Below are 23457 nucleotides of genomic sequence, written 5' to 3' on the forward strand. Positions count from 1 at the left end.
TCTGCCGGTTGGTAAAGCGCTATTGCCTGCATACCTCCTTCGATCGGCCCGCGGCAGTGCACTCGGACACCTTCGGTCGCGTACCCACGGGACCCGTGAGGCCGCTGACCTGGCCGGCGTAATTATCTCTGGTATCCGCATCGACGACGGCGACCGGGGCGGCAAGGATCAGGCCGGCGGCACTACCCGCGGCGGCGGCCGTGCTTGTCGTCGCGGCGAGGATCTTGTCCCCGAGCCCGACCTTGCTGTCGGTCAGCGTCTGGCCCTCGGAAATGCGCGCGCCGATGAGCTGAACGACCTCGGGCGATTCCGCAAATTTCCCATGGTTCAGCCTGTCGCCGGCCTTGACCTTGGTGAGGTCGATGACCGTGATCTGGTTGTCGGCCAGTTCCTTCTTGTAGGGGGCCTGCTCGGGATCGATGGCGCCGAGTCTGGCGACGTCGCCCCATACCCTGCGCGATACCGCGAGCGCGCGATCGTCTCGCGAAACGAACAAGGTGAAATTCGGATGCTGCTTGCCCATGTCGACGATCTGCTGGCGGAAGACATCGACATCCACGTCGGGCGAGGCCAGCATGACATTCTTGAACTTGGCAGGGAGGCGGCCGTTGCGGATCGCCATCTGGCGAAGCGCTTCCAGCGCCAGCCAGTTGCCCATTGAATGGGCGAGGATGGAGACTTCTTTCACCTCTGGATCCCTCGCGAGATACTGGAAGAGCGTCTCCAATGCGTTGCGCGTGTAGTTGGTGCTCTCCCTGTCATAGCCATAGGCAAGCAGACTGCCGCGCGACGGCCATGTCACCAGCACGGGCGCGCTGTGCACGCCGGAATCCTTGACGATCTGAGCGAAGCGATAGACGGAATCTTCGAAACGGTTGTTAAAGCCGTGGATGAACACCAGCACGCTGCGGTCGCGGCTCTTCCTGACAGAGGCGCTCAGCCATTTCTTGGCGTCGTCGCGCGTGATCTCCTCGGCTTTCAAGGTTGCGAAGTCGGTGGCCGGATTGGATGGAAGTCTTCTCGGCCAGGCGACTTCGCCGATCTTGCGGACGTTTGCAGGCGGGATGGATACGGTGATGTCGGCAAAGGCCGGGGCGAGTGCGCGCTCGCCGGTGAACATTTCGCCTTGGATCGTGGAGCGGCTGCGCGTCGTGGTCACGAGCATGTCGACCTTGGCGGCGTTCGGCGCGCTATCGGCAACCGGGATGAGGACGTTCTTCGGGTGGCCTCCGCATCCGGCCAATGCGCAGAGCAGCAGCAGAGCCGAGATCCATTTCAAACCGGGGGAAAGGCTTGGTTGAATTCGGCCGTCACGACATTTTGCTGTGCTCACTGGCGTTCCTCATAGCCCTGTCAAATTGGTACGGGCCTCGACGCCGCACGCCGCGGCGGTCGAAGTCAGCACTGAGGCCAGACTATGCGAAGACGAGATGGCGTGCCCGTATGATCGGGTATGTTACGGTCGGGAAGACAGTATCAGCGGGGTTGCAGGTCCGAGGTGGCGGCGGTCGACGCGATTGCATCGGGATCGGGCACTGTCATCCCCGCCTTGCGAAGTCCTTCGATCAGACGATCGCGATCTTCGGGCTGCATGTTGCGCATTGCGAGTTCCGTTACAATGTTCGGCAGGAAGTCAGGTCGCATGCTGACGAACACCTGTCCTTCCCGGCGCGCGTCGTCCATCATGCCAGCCTCTGCGTAGATGACGGCGGCGACAACATGGAAGAGAGGGAACTTCTGCATGTTCGCCTGTCTGATCTCCAGCACGGCGGTCTGGTTGTCGCGGAGCATGTAGGCGGCCAGGGCTCGTGTTCCGTGGTAGAAGCCGCCGCTGCCTGGATTAAGCGCGATGGCCTGGTCCAGCAGGGTTGCTCCACGTTGCCACTGGCCAGCGATCGCAAGCCGGGTTCCGAACTCGCCCATCAGTTCGGTGTCATTGGGATTGGTGGCGAGCGCCTGCTCGCCCACACGCAGTGATTCAGCGAGCTGCCTGTCAAAGAACAGCGCCGTCATCAGTGCTTGAAGTCCGCGTGTATTGTTCGGATCGATCTGCGTTGCGCGCCTGGCGGCATCGAGTGCACGCTGTATGGCTGTATGCTGGTCTGGTGTCGGATTGAACTTGTACCGGTCCTCGTCGAGATAGACGATCGACAGCATTGCCCAAGCGGTCGCGTAGTTCGGAAACCGCGCGAGCGCGGCCTCGAGGCAATCCCGGACGCGCGCATGCGCTTCGGCGCTCAGTTCGGAACGATAGGCATAGAAGCGCAAAGTGCACTCATACGCACCGAGGTCATCCGGGGGCGGACTGGCGGCGTCGACCTGTGCCATGACCCCGTAGGGCTGGGCGATGGCGGTCGCGACCTTTCTGGCGACATCCGTCTGGATCGCAAACAGGTCTCCCGATGCGAGATCATTGTCATAGTTCTCCGACCAGAGGATTTCGCCGTCCGACGTATCGAGCAGCCTCGCGGTTACACGAAGGCGCTTGCCCGACATGCGTACCCCGCCGGCAAGGAGATAACGTGCGCCGAATTCAGCCCGGATCTCCGATGCGCCCACATCCGCTGGGAGGGACTTGGACGTTTCGCGGCCGAAGACCTTGATCTCCTTGAACCGTGGCAGGATGGTCATCAGCTCCTCAGTCAGGCCAGCTGTGTAGAGCTGTGCCTCCGGCCCTTCGCCGAGATTGGCAAACGGGGCCACGACGAGGGCCGGCCGATCGGGGGACAGGCTTGCAACGCGTTCGAGCGACGGAGCGGGAGACCGCTCCCCGATCCAATAGAGCGAAATAGCCACTGCAGCGAGCGCGGCAGCACCCGGCAACAAGACCCGCCTTGCGCGCCACCAGCGTCCGGGGCGAACCTCAAAGGGTGATGTTTCGCCAGCGTCTTCGTCTCCAATGTCGACTGACGCCGGGCAGGACCAGGCGAAGGTTGGAACATATCCGCCCTTGGGGATGTCGATCCTGACCGGGTCATCCTGCCCGGCAACGAGGTAATAGCGCTCGAGCGACCGCCGCAGCCGTCCGGCCTCGATCCTGACCACCGGGTCGTCCTGGGTGAAGCCGGGATCCCGGCCGAACACCTCGATCGCGATCGAATAGGCTTTGATCCGGTTGCCCCGACCCTCGAGAGTTTCCGAGACGACATAGCGGAGAAACGCTGCCGCGCGACCGACGCCTGGAAATTCAGGGCTGGAGACGACACGTTCCAGTTGCTCGCTGATATCGTCGGCTTGAGGCGCCGGCCTTGAAGAAATGGATGCAGCAGACCCCTCTGCTGGTATCGATGTCTGCATGTCTGTCCCCAATCCCCCGTGGAGTCACATCACTGCCAGACCGTATGTTACGGTAACATACTCCACGAACCGATCGTCGTCCATGAAGATCGGGATCAGGCACACGTTGCAGTGGCGACGTCTCGAATGCCGGTAAGGAGTGGACCATGGACGAAGGCGTGACCGCAGTCCGTCGGCAGTTTCCAGCGAGGATCAGGGCGATCGACGATCTCTCTGCCCGCAACGAGGACTTCCGGGAAATCTGCAGGGACTTTGCCGACGCCCAATCGGAACTGGAGAAATGGAATGTCTCGACCGATCCGAAGCGGAACGAGCGCGTCGTCGAATACCGGGAACTGATCGCAGAACTTTCCAAGGAGATAGAAGGCGCGCTCGACCACGCCTCGGTGCCGCCACCCGCTCGCTGATACGCGCGACCAGGCCGCTGGCAAACCATCGCCAGGCGTAGCGTATGTTACGGTTACCTACTTGCGTTCCATCGCTCGGTAACGACCATCGCGACAAATGTCCGGCGCTGAAATTTGCGCTTCCACGAAACGAAACGCCTCCGAAGGATATTGCCGTGGTTTCCGAAGACTTGGACGAGCCTGCCATTTCCCCAACGCCTCGGAATCCACTCCGCAGGATAGCACTCATCGTTCTCCTCCTGGCGCTCGTCCTGTTCGTCCTCTCCATCTTCATGGAGCGGCGCACGCCATCGACCTCGCAGGCTCAGGTCCAAGCCTATATCGTCGGCATCGCCCCCGAAGTCACCGGTCGGGTCATCGAAGTCGGCGTCACCGACAATTCGCGGGTCGAGGCCGATCAGGTTCTTTTTCGTATCGATCCCGAGCGTTATGAGCTCGCCGTCAACGAAGCCGAAGCAGCGCTCGCGAGCGTCGGCCAGTCGATCGGGGCATCGACTGCGACCGTCGACGCCGCACAGGCCAAGCTCGTTCAGGTGCAGGCCGACAGAGACAATCTGCGCGACCAGTTTGCCCGGGCAACCGAGCTCGTGAAACGCGGCGTCTTTTCCAGGGCCCGGTTCGATGCGGCCAAGTCGGCCTATGACCAGGCGGAAGCCTCCGTCTCCGGGGCGCAGGCCGACCTTGCCAAGGCGAAAGAGCAGCTCGGCCCGGCCGGCAACGACAATCCGCAACTGCGTGCCGCCCTTGCCGGACTAGAGAAGGCACAACTCGATCTGGTGCGGACGACGGTACGCGCCCCCTCTGCCGGTGTGGTCACCAACCTGCAGCTCACCATCGGCAAGGTGGTCTCGGCCGGCCAGCCAGCGATGACCTTCATCGACGCCGGCACCATCTGGATCAATGCGGCATTTAAGGAAAACAGCCTGGAGAAGGTGGCCGTCGGCAACAAAGCGGAGATTCTTTTCGACGCGCTTCCCGGCCGGCTGTTTCCGGCAACGGTCGAGAGCGTCGGGTTTGGCGTATCGCAAGGCAGCACGGACCCGAGCACCGGATTGCCGACGATCCGAAACGACAGCGGCTGGGTCCAGGAGGCACAGCGCTTTCCGGTCCGGCTCATCATCGAGGAGGCGCAGAGGCCGAAGGGCGGCGTGCGCTATGGCTCGCAGGCGACCGTCGTCATCTACACCGGCGACAACCCGGTCACCAATGCCTGGGGCTCGCTCTGGATCCGCATCATGTCGGTGCTGACCTATGTCAGCTGATAGGGACCTCTTCGTCGAGGAACAGAAACGCAAGGGACTGCGGGTCGCATTCGCAGTCTCCATCGGCTTCACGTTCGCGGTCTATGCCGGGGCCATCGTGCCTTTCCTCGGCCCGCTCTTTGCCGCTCAGTTTTTGCTTGGGAGTTCACGACCCATGCCGCTTGCGAAGACAATCGGCGCGGCCATGGTCGTCCTGATCGCGGGGACGGCAATGATGGTTCTGACAAACGTGCTCGGCGACCGTCCGGCGCCATTTCTGCTGATCCTGGGGCTGACCTATTTCGTGTGCTTCGCCGCACAGTCGACGGGAAAGGGAGGAGCGGCGGTCTTTCTCGTGCTCGTCGTTTCGATCATCGTGCCTCTGCTCGGCATCCTGAACAGGGAGCTCGCCAATTCCATCCTATCCATCCTTGTTGTCGCGGTGTTGTCGGGCACGGTTCTGATGTGGCTCGCTCATGCTGTCTTTCCCGAGCCGTTCTCCCGGAATGTCGAGGCAACGCCGACCGACGAGCGGCCGCTGGCCTTGGGTCGGGCGCTGGCAAACACGGTCATCCTTCTGGGCTCCGTCGTGATCTGCCTGACGAGCGACAACCTGACCGTTGCGGTGGTCATTCCGATCACCGTGGCGTCGCTGCTGGGGCAGCTCGACGTTGCCGCGAGCGCACGAGCGGCGATCGGGCTCGTGCTCGTCAATCTCTTCGGCGGCGTGCTCGCCTCCATTGCCTATGCCGCGCTATCGCTGCGCCCCAATCTTTTCTCGATCTTCCTCATCGTTCTCGTCGTCGTCCTCTTCATCGGAGGGCGCGCGGCTGTCCGCTCGAAGGAAGCACCGGTTTTTGCCGGCGCCCTGACGACATTCCTGATCCTGTTCGGCCTCGGGGTCTCGCCTCTGCCGGGGAGTGCTGCAGAATCCTTCGCCACCCGCATCGTCTATGTCGCAGCAGCCTTGATCTACGCGCTGCTGTTTGCCGTCATCCTGTGGCCGCGGACGAGAGAAACAAAGAGGATATCGGCATGACATTTCCTCGCCACTGGAATGAATGTAAGTATATGCGAATATACTAAAGCCGGCAGCCTACACACCATGTCTGACCGCAAGGAGGATTTGAGATGGCTAGACCTCATGCACTGTTACTCGCCACGGGACTGTTCCTGCCTTTTGTAGGGTTCCCGTTTTGGCCACATCCGATGCCGACCGCCGCCGCCCAGGAGCCTGCCGCTTCCAGCCCCGTCGCGGCGGAAGACGACGCGCCGGCGCCGCTGAGCGAGGACGAACTCGAAATCCTGGTGGCGCGGATTGCACTTTATCCGGACGAACTGGTCGCGCTCGTCACATCGGCGTCGCTCTATCCGCTGCAGGTCGTGGAAGCAGCCCGGTTTCTCGAAACCTTGAAGAAGCAGCCCGAGCTCAAGCCGAAGACGACGTGGGACGGCAGCATCGTATCGCTGCTGAACTATCCCCAGATCGTCACGATGATGAGCGACGACCTGGACTGGACGCAGTCTCTCGGAGAGGCGCTCTCCTACCAGCAGAAGGACGTTCTGATCGCCATACAGCAACTGCGCGACAAAGCGGTCGCCGACGGCATCATCAAGACCGACGACAAAATCAAGGTCAGCCAGGAGAACGACAACGTCGTGATCGTCTCCGCCAGTCCCGACAAGATCTACGTTCCGCAGTATGCGCCGGAGATGCTGTATGAACCGAACTATGTGGCCGAGCCTATCGGCTACTATTCAGAGCCGTATCCGAACTACTACTATCCGACCGCCACCTTTTTTGCCGGCGTGGTGACGGGAGCAGTGTGGGCGGCTGCCGTCGACTGGAACCGCTGGGGTGTATGGGGCGGGCGCTGGAACGGCAATGTTGATATCGACTGCAACAACTGCTTCAACAACATCAACGGAAAAGTGAATATCAACGACGTCGACTGGAAGAAGGTCGACCGCAGCAAGATCGGTTTCGACAGCGCGCAGTTCAACAAGATCGACCGCAGCTCCTTCCGGACCAGTATCGAGGCGAACGGCAACAACAGGGTCGGAGCAAGAGGCAATGACCGTGCGAACACGGTCCGCGACCAGCCAGGCAAAGTCAGCGTCAATGATGTCCGCAAGAGCAAGATCGATGCGGACAGGGTCAATGCTGCGCGCAACAAGGCAGGCAATACGGGAGTGGCTTCTGGGGGCGGGAAGGGCGCGCAGGCTGCGCAGAACCGAAGGCCCGAGGCAAGGACGCCGAACAGGGCTGCCGAAAACGCAAGGCCCGGGGTCAACGCCAAACGCCCGGTCGCAAAGCCGAAGCCCGCGGCCAGGGTCGACAACCGGCCGAGAAAGCCGCCGGCCCTCGGTCAGGTCGACAGCGGCAGGCGCGCTGAGATGCAGTCCAACCGCGGCAGACAGGCCATGGCCGGCGGCAATCGCGGCGGCAGTGGTGGAGAAATCCGCCGCGGCGGTGGTGGTGGCGGCCGTCGTCGATAACCGGAAGAAGGAGGAAAGTCATGACCAAGTCAGTCAGAAACATGCTTCTGGGTTCGGTGTTCGCTTTTGCGGCTCTCGCCACCAATCCGGTTCCGGCATCTGCAGCAGAGCCATCCGATGCGACCGTCATCTCGGGTTTCGCTTCGCAGAGCGATCCGCCCGTATTCGAGACGGCGGAACAGGCCGTCGACGCTTTCAAGGCGGCCTTGGCGGCCGACGACTTCGACAAGTTTACGGCGCTGCTGGGTATTGATGCAGCGAAAGCGAAGGCAGGCGAAGGCGTGATGGACACCTACGCGCAGATCCGGGACGGCACGAAGAAGAAGGTCGTCGTCAACGACGTCGATGGCCGCAAGATCATCGAGATCGGCGACAAATTATGGCCTCTGCCATTTCCGATCATGAAGGACGACGATGGCAAATGGGGTTTCGATACCTATGCCGGGTTCGAGGAGATCATCAATCGTCGCGTCGGCGAGAACGAATTGCAGACCATCGACACGATGAAGGCCTATGTCGATGCCCAAAAGGAATATTCTTCCGCCGACCACGATGATGACGGCGTCCTGGAATATGCCCAGAAACTGATCAGCAGCGACGGCAAGACTGACGGTCTCTATTGGTCGCCTGATCTGGGCGAGGGAGATAGCCCGGCGGGCAATGCTCTCGAGGACAATGCGGCGCTTGATAAGGCCAAGGCCGGCGAGGGCTATTACGGTTATCGCTACAGGATCATCGACGGCCAGGGGCCGAATATCGCGGGTGGAGAGTTCGATTATGTGATCAACGGCAATATGATCGCAGGATTTGCCCTTATCGCGTGGCCGATCCGATATGGCGAAACCGGCGTACACACATTCGCAGTCAACGCGAACGGTACGGTCTACCAGGCCGATCTCGGCCGGGAGACTGAAAAAATAGCTGCCGGCGTCAGGACCTTCAACCCAGGTGACGATTGGGACGTGACTGTTGATTGAACACGGTCGCGGATGTTTGGAACCAAGTCCGCTCCACCTCGTTGCCGCTTCGTATCTGGCAATGATGCAAAGGAGGAAACGATGATTTCCGCAGATCAGATTCGTGAACATATGGAAGTTCGGGCTGCCGACGGCACCCATGTCGGGACGGTCGATCACCTCGACGGCACCACCCGCATCAAACTGACGAAGACCGACTCGGGGGATGGCAAGCACCACTTGATCCCGCTCGATTGGGTCGATCACGTGGATGCCCACGTCCATCTGTCGAAGAACGCCAGAGATGTCCGAAGCCAATGGGCTACCATCAACTGACAGCCTGTCGGCTGCGGCCTGCGGGCCGCAGCCTCCTTGAACAGGATGGTTAGAGCAATGATGTCGTCCGAACACCGCTCACACTTTTCGGCATCATGCTTTTAAAGGAACCCGCCGTGTCGAAGCAATTGAAGAGGGGCGATGAGGTCAGCTGGAATACCAGCCAGGGAAAGACCAAGGGCAACGTGATTAGGAAGCAGACCAGCCAGACGAAGATCAAGGGTCACACAGTGAAGGCCACGGTGGCAGAGCCGCAGTATATCGTCGAAAGCGAAAAAACGGGAAAGCGAACCGCGCACAAGCCCGACGAACTCAGGAAGCTCTGACGATCGCGGGCACTTTATTCAAATACAAGGAGATCGAATATGCCGGCCAAGTCGAAAGCCCAGCAAAAGGCTGCGGGTGCCGCGCTCTCGGCAAAGCGCGGCGAGACGCCGAAGAAGGAGCTTAAGGGCGCTTCGAAGCAGATGGTCGAGTCCATGAGCGAAAAGCAGCTCGAAGAGTTTGCCTCGACCAAGAGAAAGGGCAAACCGGAACACGCCTCGAAATAGACGGCGAAATCATGGCGCCCCCGGCTCAGGTCGTCGTCGATTGTATGGAAAATTCCGCGACGTCGTGCGACCCGGAGACGGCGACCAGGATTGCGCGGGCGGATGCGTCTGGATCTTTCGTGAGCCAGCGCAATTCGAAGGCCGCCCCGATGCGGCCGTCCTCGGTCCGTTTCACCGATCCGAACAGCGCGCTGCATTCGAGAGGGCTAAGCACATCCGACAGATCGGGAATACCGGAGTTCGGACAGTAGATCACGAGCGTTGCCTTGCGTTCGGATCGCAGCCACGTGTCCAGTTGCTTCATCGGCGACAACACGATGAAGGCTACCAGGGTGGCCACCGTCCCCGTCACGATCTGGCCGCCGCCGAAGCAGAGGCCGACGACGGTCATGAACCACATGGTCGCGGCCGTCGTGACGCCCGTCATCGTGTCGCCGCGCCTCAGGATCACTCCGCCGCCGATGAAGCCGACGCCCGTGAGTACGCCGAGGGGAAAGCGCAGCACGTCCATTTGCGTGAAAAAGTTGAACGTTTTTCCGTAGGTCGATAGAAGGAGATTGGCTTGGATCATCGCCAGGCAAGCGGCAAGCGCCACCAGGATCGTAGTCCTGAAGCCTGCGGCGTGACCGCCGCGCTCGCGGTCGAGACCGATGAGGCCGCCGGCGACCACCGTCAGTACGATCCGTGCAGCGATGTCCCACCAGCTTGGTGTGAGCGGCATCGCGTCGGTCAAGAGTGAAGGCATCGTCTGATCCTGACGGTGTTGCCGCTCCTTCGCTGCTGGCGGGGCATTCGTTCCTCCTGCGCTACAGTGCCTCCGGATGAGATAAACGCAATGTCGGCCAGGACGTTCCCTTTGCCTCGGGATCGTAGAGGTTTGCCCAGATGGCAAGATTGGCGGTTTGTCGGCGCTCGGTGTATGCTTCCGAACCCGGGATAATCCCCCACCAACCCGCGCGTGGCGTCTAAAACGGAGTTCGAGATTGGCCGTCGCTTTCACCAAGGAAGAGAGTTTCGAAACCGCTTCGGAAACCCTGCTGCCCGATCGTCCGATTTCGCCGCATCCGAACTTGGTCACGGAAGCGGGATTGAAGGCTCTGGAATTGCAGTTCCAGCAGGCTCGCGAGGCCTATGATGCTGCGAGCCCCATCGAAGACGTGAACGAACGGCGGCGGCAGACGGCCAATCCCTTGCGTGATCTTCGCTACTTAGCCGCAAGACTTCGCACCGCTCAGCTCATGCCTGCCCCTACGTCAATCGATACCGTCGCCTTCGGCAGCATGGTGACTTTCCGTCGTGACGATGGCCGTGTGCAGACCTATCGCATTGTCGGAGAGGACGAGGCCGATCCGAAGGCCGGGTCCATTTCCTATGTCTCCCCGGTGGCGCGGCTCCTGATGGGCAAGGCTGTCGGGGATATGGTCGAGACAGGCGGCCAGGAACTGGAGATCATCGCCATAGCATAGGGGCGGGGCAGCCCGGTCGGAAACGCAGGACGAGCAAGAGAAGGCCACGATCGAAAAATCCATCGCGACGCTGGAAGCGAAGATTGCCAAGATCGAAGCGAGCGAAAGCAGCTCAGGCGTCTGCTGCATCGAAGCCTGCCGGTGGCGCTCCGAAAGAACTTTCCGGCGAAAGCGAGCGTATCGGCACGACGAATTTTGACGAGACCAGCGAGTTCGGCAGCCGCACGGCTTACGTCTGATAAAAGCGACCCGGTCACCGGGATGATGCTGCATTTTTGAGTGATGCATCAAAGGCGGCGCTTGGCCACGGTGACGACTTCGCGTGTCAGATCCGCCAGACGGTCGGCGGCGAGGCGATTTATCTGCCAGTAGAGCGGGACATCGAGTGGCGTGTCGGGCACCAGCTCGATCAGCCGTCCGGATGCGAGGTGCTCGCGGGTCAGCTGGGTCGGGTTCATTCCCCATCCCATGCCTGAAAGGCTCGCCTCGACGAAGCTCTGCGGCGACGGCAGCCAGTGGGTGGGATAATCGAGATCGCGTTCGAATGTTCGCCTGATCCAACTGCTCTGTAGCCTATCCTTTTGATTGAATGTCAGCGCCGGAGCGTTGCGGATCGCCTCTGATGTCACGCCCTGCGGAAAATGGCTTGTGACGAAGTCGGGGGTTGCCGTTGCATGGTAGCGCAGAACGCCGAGGGCAAAACGCCGGCATCCGCGGACCGGTTTTTCCAGGCTGGTGACGGCGGCGATCACCCGACCGCGCTGCAGCCATTCGGCGGTATGGTCCTGGTCGTCGACGGCGACATTCAGCAGATAGGAAGAGCTTTTGGAAAAATTCGACATGGCCTCGACGAACCATGTTCCGAGGCTGTCGGCGTTCGTCGCGATTTGAAGCGTGACCCTTTGGCGTGGTTCGTCGGGATCGACGAGGGCCGGCAGTTGCCCGAAGAGTTCTGCTTCGAGCATGCCGACATTCTCCATATGGCGGCACAGCCATTCTCCCTTTTCCGTCGCCGTGCACGGCGTGCCTCTGACGATGAGGACGACGCCGAGACGCTCTTCGAGTTGCTTCACGCGCTGCGAAATGGCCGAAGGGGTCACGTTCAAGGCGGTCGCAGCTCTTTCGAAGCTGCCTGTCTGGACAATGGTCGCGACGGCGCGAAGAGCGGGATAGTCGAGCATGGATTAATTTCACTTAATCTGGGTAAGTTAGATTAATTAGCCTAATTCTCGAAATAGCGATAGCGCAACCTCACCGAAATGAGGGGCGTTAGCCGAAGAGATGAATTTTTCGATCTATGGAACCGGCCTGATGATGGGCCTCAGCCTGATCGTCGCCATCGGCGCGCAGAATGCCTTCATTCTCCGCCAGGGCTTGCGCAACGAACATGTCTTCGCCGTCTGCCTCGCATGCGCGGTATCAGATGCCGCGCTGATCGTGCTTGGCGTGACCAGCCTCCATCAAATCGCCAGGTTCATGCCCTGGCTCGATCCCGTCATGCGCTACGGGGGAGCTATGTTTCTGGTCTGGTACGGGGCAAGAAGCCTCTATTCCGCCTTGCGGTCGTCCGCCGCTCTCACGGCCGCGGAAGCCAAGCCATCGAGCTTTCGGCAGACGCTGGCAACCTGCCTCGCACTCACCTGGCTCAATCCGCATGTTTATCTCGACACCGTGGTGCTGCTCGGCACGATATCGACACGATATCCGGGAGAGCAGGCTTCTTTTGCGGCAGGGGCGGTGACGGGGTCCTTCCTGTTCTTCTTTTCGCTCGGATATGGCGCGAAGCGGTTGCGGCCGATCTTCTCGAAACCCTCGTCCTGGCGCATGCTGGAAACGCTCGTCGCTTTCACGATGTGGATCATAGCGTTCAAGCTGCTGGGCGGGTTGTGACCGCCGTTCGGCTGTCGGTCGGCCGCTGCGGCGCAGGTCGAGCGGACGTTGCAAGTGGACCGGCATCGATCTGTCCAGATCCTGTGCGGGTTCAAACCGATGAAGCGTCTCTACCGCGTCCCATCGCACGCGCGGCGCTCCGGGACGGTCAACTCCATCTCGCGCTGACAGTCTGCCAGCAGATGTGGCGGAAAGCGCCTTAGCTCCCGGAGCGCATGCTCATGGTTGGCATCCCTGCGCCTCTGCGACTTGAATGCGGAAAGGGCCTGTACGATATTCCAGATGCTTGTTTGAGACATGTCGGGCCTCCTTTGCTGCATTTAGCTGCCGACACTCGAAATATGAGGGTCAATTGACATTCAATCAAACAAAATGATATGGGGTTATAAATCAGAAAAATTGAAAGATGCGACGATGAGCACTCCCTTTCGCCGTCCCATTCCGCTGCTTGACAATGAAGTGCTGCGTACCTTCGTGGCGATCGCCGAAACAGGCAATTTTTCGACCGCCGCAGAGGCTGTCTTCCGCACGCCGTCGGCGGTATCGATGCAGATTAAGAAGCTTGAAGAACAGCTTGGGGCGACGCTTTTTCTGCGCGACGCCCGCTCGGTGTCGTTGACGCGCCACGGCGAGATGCTGCTGTCCTATGCCCGCAACATCCTGGCGCTGTCGAACGAGGCAGTGTCGCGCTTCATCATGCCGGAACTCAGCGGCGTCGTGCGGCTCGGCGCGCCAGAGGATATCGGCGAACGGCTGCTGCCGAGCATCTTGAAGAGTTTCGCCGAGAGCTATCCCGGCATCATGGTCGATGTGACCATCGACATGAGCATCGGGCTGAAGAAGCGCATGGAGGAGCAGCGGCTCGACCTGGCCTTGATCAACTGTGCGACACGGCCGTTCCCGACGGGCGGTGAGGTGGTGTTCCGCGAGCGGCTGGTCTGGGCCGGCGCCAAGTGCGGTTCGGCGCATCGGCGCGATCCGCTGCCGATCTCGATCTGGGAAGACGGCTGCATCTGGCGCCAGGAGGCACTCTCCCAGCTCGAGCGCAACAAGCGGCATTATCGCGTCGCCTATCTCAGCGGTCACACGATGGCGCAGCGCGCCGCCGTGCTTTCCGATCTCGCCATAGCGCCGTTGCCGCTGTCCTATGTCAACGAGGACATGGCGATCCTCGGGCCTCAGGAAGGGCTGCCGGAGCTCGGCGCCTTCGATATCCGCCTGCTGACCGCCTCGCAGGTATCGGGGCCGATCGAGACGGTGGCCGACAGCATTCGCGGCGCCTTTGCCGAGAGAGCGAAGGCGGTCGCCGCCTAGCGCATAGTCCCCGAAGATCCGATTCGATTTTTGGGAAAGGATTACGCGCCGATTGCGTTGTGATAGGGCGTCCTTAGCGCTAGCTGGTATCCTTCCAACCCGTGAACCTTTTGGTTTGTCGCGCGTTATTGGCGCGGACGGCATTTGTCGCCGTTCGGGGTAGATCTCAAACAAGGATATCCGAGATGACGACAACGGCCAAAATTGCCGCAGCCTTAATGGTTCTTCTTGCCCTTTCCTCCTGCGGCAACACGATCCGCGGCATAGGAAAGGATACGGCAAATACCGTGAACGCGACGCAGGACGCTGGCCGCTCAGTCGACCGCGCCGCGAAGAAGTAGCGACGGTTCAGATTCCTGCCGGGATTGCCGGATCATCCTATCGGATGACCGGGGGGTAAACCTTTTCCAACCCGCCGGATCGGTCGAGACCGGTGCGGAAGGCCTGGTAGGCGGGATGCTGGCCGGAACGGGCCGTTTCCATCAGCCGGATCTGCAACCGGTCCGGAGCCTGGCTTCCGAGCCAGAATCCTAGATTGTCGAGCTTCAGCGAGTTCAGGAAACGCGATCCGGCGGCAAGATCGAGATGGCGGCGCAGGCCGTCGAGCAGGTTGTCGTCCTGGGCGGCGTTTTCCATGAGCAGCGCCAGGTAGGACTTGTCGGTCTCCGAAAGGGCGGCGAGCTTTTCCGCAACGGTATCGCGGTCTGGAAACGGAACATTGCCTGTCATCGAATCGTCCATGCTTGATCGTGTTTTGGCCGTTATAAGCTCGCCTTGACCTTCTCGGCTACATCGACCGGCACCCATTTCGTCCACAGACTCTCGTAATTGCGAAGGAAATAGATCGCGGCATCCTCGTTGCTTTCGCGGTTTTCGTCCTGCCAGGCGAGCACCTGGTTGATCGTCGCATTGTCCCATTTGCGGGTCTTGAGATAGGTCGTGACAGGTGCGGCGCGGCTGGCGAAGGGCCTGGTCATCAGGGTGAAAGCGCGCGAGACCGGGTAGGAGTTGAGCTCGGGCCTGACGCAGCCGGCAACCGCGGTACAGCGATCCCATTCATTCTTGTTGTGGCCGACGCCGAAGCTCAGGCGCGTCATGTCATATTTGCCGAGGATGGCGGTCGGCGCCCAGTAATAACCGAGCCAGCCGACCTTGTTTTCGAAGGCGCGGGCAATCGAGGCATCAAGCTGTTCGGGGCTGCCGGTCTCGATGAGCTCGAAGCCCTTCTTGTCGGCGGCAAGCGCCTTGAACAGGTTGGTGGTCGATATCTGGCAGCTCCAGTCGGCGGGGCAGTTGTAAACTGCGCCTTTCGACGGGTCGTCCTCGGCGGGGAAGAGTTCGGGATGTTTCAGCGCGTCCTCGACCGAGCGGATATCGGGGTGGGCGTCGGCGACAAATTTCGGGATCCACCAACCCTCGACGGCGCCGTCGGCCAGGATTTCGGCCCCCTGTACCAGCCGGCCGGTGTTGACAGCCTGATCGAGCAGGGACCTGACGGAATTGATCCAGTATTCCGAGGCGATGTCGGGGATGCCCTTCTCATTCATCGAGGCGAAGGTCGGCAGGGTGTCGCCATCGACGATGGTAACGGAGCAGCCGTAGCCCTTTTCCAGGATGATCTTGTCGAAGCTCGCCGCAATGCCTGCCGAGGCCCATTTCATTTCGGCGATCGAAACGCTGCCACATTCGGCGGCTTCGGCCGGCACGACGGTAGAAAGAGCCGCGGCAAAGACGGCCGGAATCAGAAACGTCTTCATCGTCATTCCCCGAATTCTTCTTAGGCGGACGTGCAGCAGGCTCTGAAATTCACCGACAAATCTCTCCGGCACCCGAAGGGAAAATGCCTGCCGGGCGATACCGCGACAGGCTTTCCGGTTCATGGGCAGGCCATGTTCAACAATGGCGCGTTATGACGGAGCCTACGCGTTCGCTCGCAGAAATCAACCATCTTCTGCTCATGGTTGCGTGACTAAATTATTGAATTCGAAGAATTTATGTCAGCATTCCGAAATTGGCGCTCTCGGGCGAAAAGCACGCTCTTGGCGATCGGCAGCGGATCTTCGGCAGAAATTTCGGCCAGAATGTCAAAAAAGATCAAAATTAACATTTGCGTAAGCCTTCAATAACTCTCCGGTAAGAATGTACCGTTATCAGTTGGGTCGTGGCAGCAATGACCGCCGCTTCTCCGGTTCAGGTAGTGCGTACCGGAGAAAGCGAGCTTCGCCGTGTAAGGGCGAAGACGCCTGAGTTTTTCGGCAAACCGCGCAGAGCCAAGGCCATGCGCGGTTTTCGCGTTTGCAGGACGGAACTTTAGGCCGAGTCTTGACCCGGGATCGCGGCCCATTGTAGGCCTCGCCTGAACGAGAGGCGAATGCGGGCCACCATGGCAAGAGCGATCATGCTGCAGGGAACCGGCTCCGATGTCGGCAAGACGGTGCTGGTCGCAGGGCTCTGCCGGCTGGCGGCCAATCGCGGCCTGACGGTCCGACCATTCAAGCCGCAGAACATGTCGAACAATGCGGCGGTCGCCGATGACGGCGGCGAGATTGGCCGGGCGCAGTGGCTGCAGTCGCTGGCTGCGCGCACGCCATCCTCGGTGCACATGAACCCGGTGCTGCTTAAGCCGCAATCGGAAAATGGCAGCCAGATCATCGTCCAGGGCAGGGTGTTCGGACAGGCGAAGGGGCGGGACTACCAGCGGCTGAAGCCCGAGCTGCTCGGCGCCGTGCTCGAAAGTTTCGAAAAAGTGGCTGCGGGTGCCGACCTCGTTATCGTCGAGGGCGCCGGATCGCCGGCCGAGATCAATCTCAGGGCCGGCGATATCGCCAATATGGGCTTTGCGACGCGTGCCGGCGTGCCGGTCGTGCTCGTCGGCGATATCGACCGCGGCGGCGTCATCGCCTCGCTGGTCGGCACGCATGCGATCCTCGAAGATGGCGACCGGGCGATGATTGCGGGCTATATCATCAACAAGTTCCGCGGCGACGTCTCGCTGTTTGAAGACGGCATCCGCGCCATTGAAGGCTTCACCGGCTGGCCGTGCTTCGGCGTCGTGCCGTGGCTATCTGGTGCCGCGCGGTTGCCGGCTGAAGATTCGGTCGTGCTCGAGCGGTTGGCGAGGGGCGGCGCGAGCGCGCTGAAGATTGCCGTGCCGGTGCTGCCACGTATCGCCAATTTCGATGATCTCGACCCGCTGCGGGCCGAGCCGGATGTCGAGCTGGTCTTCGTGCGGTCAGGCGAGCGGATCCCTGGCGATGCGAGCCTCGTTGTGCTTCCCGGCTCGAAATCGACGATATCGGATCTCGCCGACTTCAGGGCTGAGGGATGGGACCGCGATCTGCAGTCGCATGTCAGGCGCGGCGGCCGGGTTATCGGCATCTGTGGCGGTTACCAGATGCTCGGCCGCATGGTGCACGATCCGCTCGGCATCGAGGGCGGGGCGCTCGAGACGCCGGGGCTTGGGCTGCTCGATGTCGAGACCGAGATGGCGCCGGAAAAGACCGTGCGCAACAGCCAGGCCCACTCGGCCGAATATGACGCGCCGCTTGCCGGCTACCAGATCCATCTCGGCGTGACCCGCGGCCCGGATTGCGATCGGCCTTCAGCGATCATCGACGGCTTGCCCGACGGTGCGCTTTCGACCGACGGCAGGATCATGGGAACCTATCTGCATGGGCTCTTCGGCAGTGACACTTACCGCGCTCGACTGCTTCAAAGCTTCGGCCTATCAGGCGAGCGGAGGAATTACCGCGAGAGCGTCGAGCAGGCGCTCGACGACGTCGCCGAGGAATTGGAACGTCATCTCGATCCGCACTGGCTGGCCGGGCTGCTCGGTTAGGCCGCACCTCGTACCATCATCGGCCGTTGCTCGGCTATTGCCAAATTAGTTGACTGAGTCCATTAATTGTCGCAGCGGACCCGGTTGAGAGTGACGAAAACCATGAGCATATTGGATAGATTCTCACTGGCAGGTCAGGTGGCGCTGGTGACCGGTGGCGGTCGTGGGCTCGGCTTCGAGATGGCGTGCGCCCTTGCCGAGGCGGCGCGCATGTTATCGTCAACGGACGCACGGCGGCGACGCTGGAAGACGCTGTAAAGGCTATCCGCGCCGCGGGCGGCACGGCGAGCGGCTTCATTCGATATCGCCGACCGCGAGGCACAGCGCGCTGCGATGGCCGATATCGACAAGATCCATGGCCGTCTCGATATTCTGATCAACAATGTCGGCGCCCGCGACAGACGGCCGCTGGCCGAATTCGACGATGATGCGATCATCGAGCTGCTGCGCACCGACCTAGCAGCGGCGGTGACGCTTTCGCGTGACGCTGCCGTGTTGATGAAGCGACGCAATTACGGCCGCCTGATCGCGGTGACCTCGATCAGCGGCCATGTCGTCATGCCCGGCGACTGCGTCTATCCGGCGGCAAAGCAGGGACTGACCGGACTGATGCGCGGCATGGCGGTCGAATTCGGCCCGCACGGCATCACCAGCAACGGGATTGCGCCCGGCTGGTTTGCCACCGAGACGAACGCGGCGATGGCCGCGAACGAGGATTTGATGCCGTTCGTGCGCCAGCGCATCCCGGTCCAGCGCTGGGGACGCCCGGACGAGATCGCCGGGGCGGCTCTCTTTCTCGCAAGCGACGCCGCTTCCTTCGTCAACGGCCATGTGCTGACGGTCGACGGCGGCATGACGGTCCGGATGTGAGATATCCGCAGACGCTGCGGCATCGTCTTTCATTTCTGCGGCACTCTCCACTGCTTCTCGCCGGAGCCGAACGACGGTAACGGCAGGTATCACTTGCTCTCGGCCTACCTTGTGGTCGTCGTTTGCCGGAGTCCATGGCTAGAAATATCTGCGTGACTCGACTATTGGTTGATGTGGCAACGCCCGGGTTGGTCATCGCCGTCCATTTGCCCGATTTCCGACCATAAACTGCGTCGGTCATTTGGAGGTTCGGAAATTAACAATCATATTCAGTGGCTTATAGAACATGGAATCACAGCTGAGCATATTGGCGAGCTGATAGCCGGATTGTGCGATCGGCTGATCGCGGATGGCTTTCCGATCTGGCGGGGAAGTATTGCGATGCCGTCTATTCATCCCATGTATGGCGGCGTCTCGGCCAATTTCGTGCGCGGCGGTGCGACCACGATCGAGAATGCCGAGTATGGCAGTGCGGCAGTACTGAATTTCGAGAAGACCCCGATCTATTTTCTTTTGGGCCGTGGCGAAACGTCAGGTCGATGGAATATCGCCAAGGGTGAGGGAGTCGATGACTACCCGCAGCTTGCGGAATTCGCACATGGCGGCGGTACGGATCATCTGGTCAGCCTGCTGGAGTTTCCAAAGGAGGCTGCGCTGCGCGGGGTCAGTCTGTCTCTCACAAGCGACAGGCCGGGCGGATTTTCTGACGATCAATTGGCGATCGTCGCGGAGCTCTTCCCGGCACTGGGGCTGGCTTGCTACCGCATCGCGGCATCGAAAACCGCTGCGGATATTCTCGCCGTCTACACGGGCGCCAAAACAAGCGCACGCATCCTTGCAGGCGAGATCCAAAGAGGAAAGGGTGGCTCCATCAATGCTGCGATCCTGCTTGCGGATCTCAGGAATTTCACGGCGTTGACCGAAGTCTATCAACCAGGCGAAATCGCCGGGTTTCTGGACGAGCATTTCGAGCTGATCGGCCGGCATGTCGAGGAGAATTCCGGCGAGATCCTCAAGTTCATGGGCGACAGCGTGCTGGCGATCTTTCCGACCGATGCCGAAGATCAGCAAAAGGCGTGCATGGCCGCACTGGCTTCGGCAAGGAATATTCTGGAAGCCAACAAGGTACTGAACGGTCAGCGGGGGAATGATGGAGGTCCTGACATCGGCGTCGATGTCGTGCTGCATCTCGGCGAGGTCTTCTATGGAAATATCGGCGCGCGCGGCAGGCTTGATTTCACGGTGATCGGCAGCGCCGTCAACGAGGCCTCGCGGCTTGAAAAGCTCTGCGGCACGCTTGAGCAAGACCTGCTGATGTCGGAGAGCTTCGCGACCACCTGCGCCGTGGCCTGCGAGTATCTAGGTTCGTTTGAATTGCGTGGCGTTTCGAAGCGGGCCGACGTGTTCAAACTCGCCGACGCCGCATCCTGAAGCGTCGATCCGGTCGCCGCGGCGACGCTCAGATCTCGCCTGAGACCTCGCGGCGACGGCGGTCGAGTTCTTCGCTGTAGCGGCGCAGCGTATAACTTTCACTGAGCTGGCCGATCACCTTGCGTTCGATCAGGTTGTTGACGACTGCGAGCGCTTCGCTTTCGCTCTTGTCGAAGATCGCCGCCGCCTGCCTGGCATTCATCTGCGGCTGCAGGAAATCGTTGCGGTAGTGGATGAAATCGGCAAGCGTCTTGCCCTCGTCCTGCGCGTCGGTCGGATTGGCGTAGATCTCCGGCACCAGCACCAGGCCCGCATATTTGTCGCTCTCCTCGACGAGGATGACGCGCTGGGTCGAGCCGATCGGGAAGGCCTGCTTGAATTCCCCCAGAGAAATGCCCGCCCTTGCCGTCTTGACGTCGGCGCGCATCAGCTTGTCGACCGTCAGATTGCGGATCCAGCCGACATCATGGGCGCTGCGGATGCTTTCTCCGCGCAGATGAAAGCGCCATGTGGCGAAGGAGTAGCCGAAGGTCGAGCGCACGACGAGCGAGGAGGTGATGACGGCGGCGAGCACCAGCGCCGTGATCGGAAAATCGCCGGTGATTTCGAGCGCCAGGAACGTCATGGTCAGCGGCCCGCCGATGACGGCGACGGCAAGCGAACTCATGCCGACCACGGCATAGATGACGGGCGTCAGCGTCGCATCGGCGAAATAGGGGCCGCAGTAAGCAAAGAGTTTGCCGAGCAGGGCGCCCATGAATAGCGAGGCGAAGAACAGCCCGCCCCTGAAGCCGGAGCCGATCGAGATCGCCGAGGCGAAGGATTTCAAGAGGAAGAGGCCGATCAGCGTCGGGATCGCCACCTCATGGGAAAGGTTGAGATGCAGCGCGCCGTGGCCGGCCGAGAGCACCTGCGGCGAGATCATCGCCAACAGCCCGACGATGATGCCGCCGAGTGCCGGGCGGAAGGGCGGGGCGATCGAGCTCTTGCGCGCCAACTCCTCGACAAAGGCGACGCCCTGCATGATCAGGATGCCGACACCGGCGCAGAACGCACCGAGCAGCAGCGCCGGGACATAATCGGCCGGCACGACCGAGCCGAAGCTGCCGATATCGATGGTGAAGTCGCTACCGGCGAGCAGCCTTGCGACCAAGGTGGAGACAAGGGCGGAAACGACGACAGGCGTCAGCGAGACGATCGTATAGGTGCCGATGATCAGCTCGAAAGCATAGAAGGCCCCGGTCAACGGCGCGTTGAAGGCGGCGGCGATGGCGCCCGCCGCGCCGCAGCCAACGAGGGTGCGCAGGTCCGAGCGGCGAAGCTGCAGCTTCAGCCCGAATTTCGAGGCGAGGCCGGCGGCAAGCTGGGTATAGCCGGCCTCCAGGCCGACGGAGGCCCCGAAACCGTTGGAGATCAGGTTCTGCACGGCAACGATGATGCTGTCGGTCAGGGACAGGCGGCCGCCATGCAGCGCATTGGCCTCGATAGGGTCGACCATCGGCTTCTTGCGCCGTTTCGCCAGAACCAGAAGCAACAGGCCGAGCAAGGCGCCGCCGATGACGGGGGCGGTGAGCAGCAGCATCTTGTTCTCGATCTCGGAGGAGCTCAATCTTTCGCTGTCGGCGATGCCGAAGACCAGCTGATGCAACTCGTTGGAGACGTAGCTCATGCCGGTGACGGCGAGACCCGAGATGATGCCGACGACGGCGCCCGCCAGCGACAGGCCGACCTCGCTGCGCCGGGTCAGCGCCCGCAAGCGTCCCGGATCGAAGAAAACACGCAGCGCGCGGAAACGGCGCCGATCCAATTTCATAAGCATGGCAAGACAACTAGGCAGGGAGAGGCCCGGTCAAGGGCGAAGGCGAAGGCGCAGTCCGCTTGCGACGCAATTGCGGCGAAAACCCGGCGGGCGGGATAAATATTTGTGACGTAAGTCTCTGATAATGACGATGTTTTAGGTAGAGTAAGTCGTGTTGGAGCAGGCCATACCGGGTGGCCGTCAACTGGTCGACCGCCAAGCCCGGTTGACTTCACCCCTGCGCTTGCCTAACCATCCGGATAACGGATGGTCGACTGACCATCCTGACATAACGGATGGTTCCGGATCGGTGTTACGCCCTTCCGGATGAAAAGGGAATGTGACGGGGCGGACCCAAGCCGGGCGCCTTCATCACAGCCGACCCCGCGACTGTAGAGCGGTCAGGGTCTTCCATCCGGCATCAGGCCTTTCGGCTGACGGCTTGCAATAGTGCAAGCGGGCGGGATGGACGACATGCCGGAAAAGCCACTGGATATGCATGGTGATCAACCGGGGTCGGACGCCTCTCAAGTCTACGAATCGTCCACCTTTTCACTGATGCAGCCGGGAAGGCGAGGATGATCCGCTGGCACGATCAGGGCGACCGGTTTCCGGTCTGCCCCGATCGCGGCCGATAACCGCGAGCCAGGAGACCTGCCATGCGTGCCGGGCGAGAAGCCCACACTTGGGCACTATGCCCGTTGCCAGCACGGAGGTTGTCTTGGCTGAACGATTGAATTCGGCGCGGCCTAGTGCGGCGCGCGCGACGCCTCCAAGCAGCGCTGCAAGAGCAGCGCTTTCGGCCACTTATGTCGAATGCTGGGTACCCCCCTCTGTCCTGCCGGACATCTCCCCCACAAGGAGGGAGATCGGCAAGCAGCACAACGGTCGTCCTACGTCAATTGTTTGGAGAAAAGCTCTCGGCGATTCAATCTCCCCCCTTGTGGGGGAGATGTCCGGCAGGACAGAGGGGGGTGTCACACCCTCAGTAGCCGAGAAAGGTGCATTCAGAGCAAGCCACGACTACGCACTCTCCGTGAGGGGCGTTTGAGTATGACCGCCACCTTCATCCTCGGCGGCGCACGCTCCGGCAAATCCCGTTTCGCCGAAGACCTCGTGGCGGCAACCGGTCTCGATCGTCACTACGTCGCCACCGGCCGCGCCTGGGACGAGGAGATGCAGGCGCGCATCGCCCAACACAAGGCCGACCGCGGCCCATCCTGGACGACGCATGAAGAGCCGCTCGATCTTGTCGGCAAGCTCGCCGCCATCGACGGCGAGGGGCGCATCGTCCTGATCGATTGCCTGACGCTCTGGGTCACCAATCTGATGACGGAGGAGCGGGACGTGGCGACGGAATTTGCCGCCCTTGCCGATTTCCTTCCCGCCGCGAAAGCGCGGCTCGTTTTCGTTTCCAACGAGGTCGGTCTCGGCATCGTGCCCGACAATCGCATGGCGCGGGATTTTCGCGATCATGCCGGCCGCTTGCACCAATCGATCGCGGCGAAGGCCGCCGAAGTTTATTTCATCGCGGCAGGCCTGCCGCTGAAAATGAAGGGTTAA

Annotated in this window: 23 protein-coding genes, 2 pseudogenes and 1 riboswitch; of the genes and pseudogenes, 17 read left to right on the plus strand and 8 right to left on the minus strand. The window is 61.2% G+C overall.

Annotation, left to right across the window (positions count from 1 at the left end; translation table 11 throughout):
- Positions 1-19: 19 nt before the first annotated feature.
- A complete protein-coding gene (locus tag HFO71_RS04810; RefSeq protein ID WP_131642520.1) occupies positions 20-1333 on the minus strand; it encodes an alpha/beta hydrolase in 1314 nt (437 codons plus the stop codon).
- Between the two features lie 143 nt (positions 1334-1476).
- Positions 1477-3297: an adenylate cyclase gene (locus tag HFO71_RS04815; RefSeq protein WP_221987579.1), complete on the minus strand. Its 1821-nt coding sequence runs from the start codon at positions 3295-3297 to the stop codon at positions 1477-1479.
- 146 nt (positions 3298-3443) lie between these two features.
- Here HFO71_RS04815 and HFO71_RS04820 point away from each other — a divergent pair, with 146 nt between their 5' ends.
- From HFO71_RS04820 to HFO71_RS04855, 8 genes are all read left to right on the plus strand, one after another.
- The gene (locus HFO71_RS04820) at positions 3444-3704 is read left to right on the plus strand and encodes a hypothetical protein (RefSeq protein WP_077978449.1); all 261 of its coding nucleotides are present in this window, start codon (positions 3444-3446) and stop codon (positions 3702-3704) included.
- A gap of 155 nt (positions 3705-3859) precedes the next feature.
- Positions 3860-4966, plus strand: coding sequence for an HlyD family secretion protein (locus HFO71_RS04825; RefSeq protein WP_077978447.1), 1107 nt, complete (start codon positions 3860-3862; stop codon positions 4964-4966).
- The gene (locus HFO71_RS04830) at positions 4956-5984 is read left to right on the plus strand and encodes a DUF2955 domain-containing protein (RefSeq protein WP_077978446.1); all 1029 of its coding nucleotides are present in this window, start codon (positions 4956-4958) and stop codon (positions 5982-5984) included. Before HFO71_RS04825 ends, HFO71_RS04830 begins: the two co-directional genes overlap by 11 nt.
- Before the next feature lie 92 nt (positions 5985-6076).
- Entirely contained in the window at positions 6077-7444 is a 1368-nt protein-coding gene (locus tag HFO71_RS04835) for a DUF3300 domain-containing protein (RefSeq protein ID WP_077978445.1), read from the plus strand.
- Positions 7445-7464: 20 nt separating this feature from the next.
- The gene (locus HFO71_RS04840) at positions 7465-8421 is read left to right on the plus strand and encodes a DUF2950 domain-containing protein (protein WP_221987580.1); all 957 of its coding nucleotides are present in this window, start codon (positions 7465-7467) and stop codon (positions 8419-8421) included.
- An 81-nt stretch (positions 8422-8502) separates the two neighbouring features.
- The gene (locus HFO71_RS04845; RefSeq protein ID WP_017960856.1) at positions 8503-8736 is read left to right on the plus strand and encodes a DUF2171 domain-containing protein; all 234 of its coding nucleotides are present in this window, start codon (positions 8503-8505) and stop codon (positions 8734-8736) included.
- Between the two features lie 116 nt (positions 8737-8852).
- A complete protein-coding gene (locus tag HFO71_RS04850; RefSeq protein ID WP_131663545.1) occupies positions 8853-9062 on the plus strand; it encodes a hypervirulence associated TUDOR domain-containing protein in 210 nt (69 codons plus the stop codon).
- 39 nt (positions 9063-9101) lie between these two features.
- Positions 9102-9287, plus strand: a complete 186-nt coding sequence (locus HFO71_RS04855; RefSeq protein WP_003564288.1) for a DUF3008 family protein — start codon at positions 9102-9104, stop codon at positions 9285-9287.
- Between the two features lie 25 nt (positions 9288-9312).
- Here the strand turns inward: HFO71_RS04855 and HFO71_RS04860 are convergent, their stop codons facing one another.
- A complete protein-coding gene (locus HFO71_RS04860; RefSeq protein ID WP_077978442.1) occupies positions 9313-10032 on the minus strand; it encodes an MgtC/SapB family protein in 720 nt (239 codons plus the stop codon).
- Between the two features lie 238 nt (positions 10033-10270).
- Here HFO71_RS04860 and greA point away from each other — a divergent pair, with 238 nt between their 5' ends.
- Positions 10271-10753, plus strand: coding sequence for a transcription elongation factor GreA (gene greA / locus HFO71_RS04865; protein WP_221987581.1), 483 nt, complete (start codon positions 10271-10273; stop codon positions 10751-10753).
- Positions 10754-10760: 7 nt separating this feature from the next.
- A pseudogene (locus HFO71_RS04870) lies at positions 10761-10992 on the plus strand (hypothetical protein); the annotation flags it as partial.
- Between the two features lie 48 nt (positions 10993-11040).
- Here HFO71_RS04870 and HFO71_RS04875 read toward each other — a convergent pair.
- A complete protein-coding gene (locus HFO71_RS04875) occupies positions 11041-11934 on the minus strand; it encodes a LysR family transcriptional regulator ArgP (protein WP_077978440.1) in 894 nt (297 codons plus the stop codon).
- Positions 11935-12034: 100 nt separating this feature from the next.
- On the opposite strand from HFO71_RS04875, the gene HFO71_RS04880 reads away from it, so the two are divergent.
- Positions 12035-12643 carry a LysE/ArgO family amino acid transporter gene (locus HFO71_RS04880; protein WP_020050356.1) on the plus strand — a complete coding sequence of 203 codons (609 nt, stop codon included), beginning with the start codon at positions 12035-12037 and terminating at the stop codon, positions 12641-12643.
- Between the two features lie 110 nt (positions 12644-12753).
- On the opposite strand, the gene HFO71_RS36295 is transcribed toward HFO71_RS04880, so the two are convergent.
- Positions 12754-12942 carry a hypothetical protein gene (locus tag HFO71_RS36295; RefSeq protein WP_017960849.1) on the minus strand — a complete coding sequence of 63 codons (189 nt, stop codon included), beginning with the start codon at positions 12940-12942 and terminating at the stop codon, positions 12754-12756.
- A gap of 73 nt (positions 12943-13015) precedes the next feature.
- On the opposite strand from HFO71_RS36295, the gene HFO71_RS04885 reads away from it, so the two are divergent.
- Both HFO71_RS04885 and HFO71_RS04890 read left to right on the plus strand, forming a co-directional pair.
- Positions 13016-13957 (plus strand): LysR family transcriptional regulator, encoded by a 942-nt coding sequence (locus HFO71_RS04885; RefSeq protein ID WP_221987582.1) that lies wholly within the window; start codon positions 13016-13018, stop codon positions 13955-13957.
- Positions 13958-14142: 185 nt separating this feature from the next.
- Entirely contained in the window at positions 14143-14298 is a 156-nt protein-coding gene (locus HFO71_RS04890) for an entericidin domain-containing protein (RefSeq protein ID WP_003540537.1), read from the plus strand.
- 37 nt (positions 14299-14335) lie between these two features.
- On the opposite strand, the gene HFO71_RS04895 is transcribed toward HFO71_RS04890, so the two are convergent.
- Together HFO71_RS04895 and HFO71_RS04900 are read right to left on the minus strand one after the other, a co-directional pair.
- Positions 14336-14698 (minus strand): hypothetical protein, encoded by a 363-nt coding sequence (locus HFO71_RS04895; RefSeq protein WP_206103050.1) that lies wholly within the window; start codon positions 14696-14698, stop codon positions 14336-14338.
- Positions 14699-14718: 20 nt separating this feature from the next.
- On the minus strand, positions 14719-15720 hold the full coding sequence (locus tag HFO71_RS04900) for a glycine betaine ABC transporter substrate-binding protein (protein ID WP_183594401.1): 1002 nt from the start codon (positions 15718-15720) through the stop codon (positions 14719-14721).
- Between the two features lie 620 nt (positions 15721-16340).
- On the opposite strand from HFO71_RS04900, the gene HFO71_RS04905 reads away from it, so the two are divergent.
- The 3 genes and pseudogenes from HFO71_RS04905 to HFO71_RS04915 all read left to right on the plus strand — a co-directional run bounded on the left by HFO71_RS04905 (position 16341) and on the right by HFO71_RS04915 (position 20096).
- A complete protein-coding gene (locus HFO71_RS04905; protein ID WP_206987952.1) occupies positions 16341-17795 on the plus strand; it encodes a cobyric acid synthase in 1455 nt (484 codons plus the stop codon).
- 102 nt (positions 17796-17897) lie between these two features.
- Positions 17898-18665 (plus strand): annotated as a pseudogene (locus tag HFO71_RS04910) (SDR family oxidoreductase).
- Positions 18666-18836: 171 nt separating this feature from the next.
- Positions 18837-20096: an adenylate/guanylate cyclase domain-containing protein gene (locus HFO71_RS04915; protein ID WP_168335998.1), complete on the plus strand. Its 1260-nt coding sequence runs from the start codon at positions 18837-18839 to the stop codon at positions 20094-20096.
- A gap of 28 nt (positions 20097-20124) precedes the next feature.
- On the opposite strand, the gene HFO71_RS04920 is transcribed toward HFO71_RS04915, so the two are convergent.
- The gene (locus HFO71_RS04920; protein WP_168287899.1) at positions 20125-21915 is read right to left on the minus strand and encodes a chloride channel protein; all 1791 of its coding nucleotides are present in this window, start codon (positions 21913-21915) and stop codon (positions 20125-20127) included.
- Positions 21916-22174: 259 nt separating this feature from the next.
- Positions 22175-22570: riboswitch (cobalamin riboswitch) on the plus strand.
- 377 nt (positions 22571-22947) lie between these two features.
- On the opposite strand from HFO71_RS04920, the gene cobU reads away from it, so the two are divergent.
- On the plus strand, positions 22948-23457 hold the full coding sequence (gene cobU / locus HFO71_RS04925) for a bifunctional adenosylcobinamide kinase/adenosylcobinamide-phosphate guanylyltransferase (protein WP_168287900.1): 510 nt from the start codon (positions 22948-22950) through the stop codon (positions 23455-23457).

This window comes from Rhizobium laguerreae, assembly GCF_019778565.1.
Lineage (GTDB): Bacteria > Pseudomonadota > Alphaproteobacteria > Rhizobiales > Rhizobiaceae > Rhizobium > Rhizobium laguerreae.

What these genes read in the sequence shown, in the direction of transcription:
- HFO71_RS04815 (WP_221987579.1), bottom strand. Translation starts at nt 3,297, where the DNA reads ATGCAGACATCGATACCAGCAGAGGGGTCTGCTGCATCCATTTCTTCA.
- HFO71_RS04895 (WP_206103050.1), bottom strand. Translation starts at nt 14,698, where the DNA reads ATGGACGATTCGATGACAGGCAATGTTCCGTTTCCAGACCGCGATACC.
- HFO71_RS04915 (WP_168335998.1), top strand. Translation starts at nt 18,837, where the DNA reads ATGTGGCAACGCCCGGGTTGGTCATCGCCGTCCATTTGCCCGATTTCC.
- HFO71_RS04820 (WP_077978449.1), top strand. Translation starts at nt 3,444, where the DNA reads ATGGACGAAGGCGTGACCGCAGTCCGTCGGCAGTTTCCAGCGAGGATC.
- HFO71_RS04835 (WP_077978445.1), top strand. Translation starts at nt 6,077, where the DNA reads ATGGCTAGACCTCATGCACTGTTACTCGCCACGGGACTGTTCCTGCCT.
- HFO71_RS04905 (WP_206987952.1), top strand. Translation starts at nt 16,341, where the DNA reads ATGGCAAGAGCGATCATGCTGCAGGGAACCGGCTCCGATGTCGGCAAG.
- cobU (WP_168287900.1), top strand. Translation starts at nt 22,948, where the DNA reads ATGACCGCCACCTTCATCCTCGGCGGCGCACGCTCCGGCAAATCCCGT.
- HFO71_RS04855 (WP_003564288.1), top strand. Translation starts at nt 9,102, where the DNA reads ATGCCGGCCAAGTCGAAAGCCCAGCAAAAGGCTGCGGGTGCCGCGCTC.
- HFO71_RS04885 (WP_221987582.1), top strand. Translation starts at nt 13,016, where the DNA reads ATGATATGGGGTTATAAATCAGAAAAATTGAAAGATGCGACGATGAGC.
- HFO71_RS04830 (WP_077978446.1), top strand. Translation starts at nt 4,956, where the DNA reads ATGTCAGCTGATAGGGACCTCTTCGTCGAGGAACAGAAACGCAAGGGA.
- HFO71_RS04840 (WP_221987580.1), top strand. Translation starts at nt 7,465, where the DNA reads ATGACCAAGTCAGTCAGAAACATGCTTCTGGGTTCGGTGTTCGCTTTT.
- HFO71_RS04890 (WP_003540537.1), top strand. Translation starts at nt 14,143, where the DNA reads ATGACGACAACGGCCAAAATTGCCGCAGCCTTAATGGTTCTTCTTGCC.
- HFO71_RS04900 (WP_183594401.1), bottom strand. Translation starts at nt 15,720, where the DNA reads ATGACGATGAAGACGTTTCTGATTCCGGCCGTCTTTGCCGCGGCTCTT.
- HFO71_RS04880 (WP_020050356.1), top strand. Translation starts at nt 12,035, where the DNA reads ATGAATTTTTCGATCTATGGAACCGGCCTGATGATGGGCCTCAGCCTG.
- HFO71_RS04860 (WP_077978442.1), bottom strand. Translation starts at nt 10,032, where the DNA reads ATGCCTTCACTCTTGACCGACGCGATGCCGCTCACACCAAGCTGGTGG.
- HFO71_RS04845 (WP_017960856.1), top strand. Translation starts at nt 8,503, where the DNA reads ATGATTTCCGCAGATCAGATTCGTGAACATATGGAAGTTCGGGCTGCC.
- HFO71_RS04875 (WP_077978440.1), bottom strand. Translation starts at nt 11,934, where the DNA reads ATGCTCGACTATCCCGCTCTTCGCGCCGTCGCGACCATTGTCCAGACA.
- HFO71_RS04920 (WP_168287899.1), bottom strand. Translation starts at nt 21,915, where the DNA reads ATGCTTATGAAATTGGATCGGCGCCGTTTCCGCGCGCTGCGTGTTTTC.
- HFO71_RS36295 (WP_017960849.1), bottom strand. Translation starts at nt 12,942, where the DNA reads ATGTCTCAAACAAGCATCTGGAATATCGTACAGGCCCTTTCCGCATTC.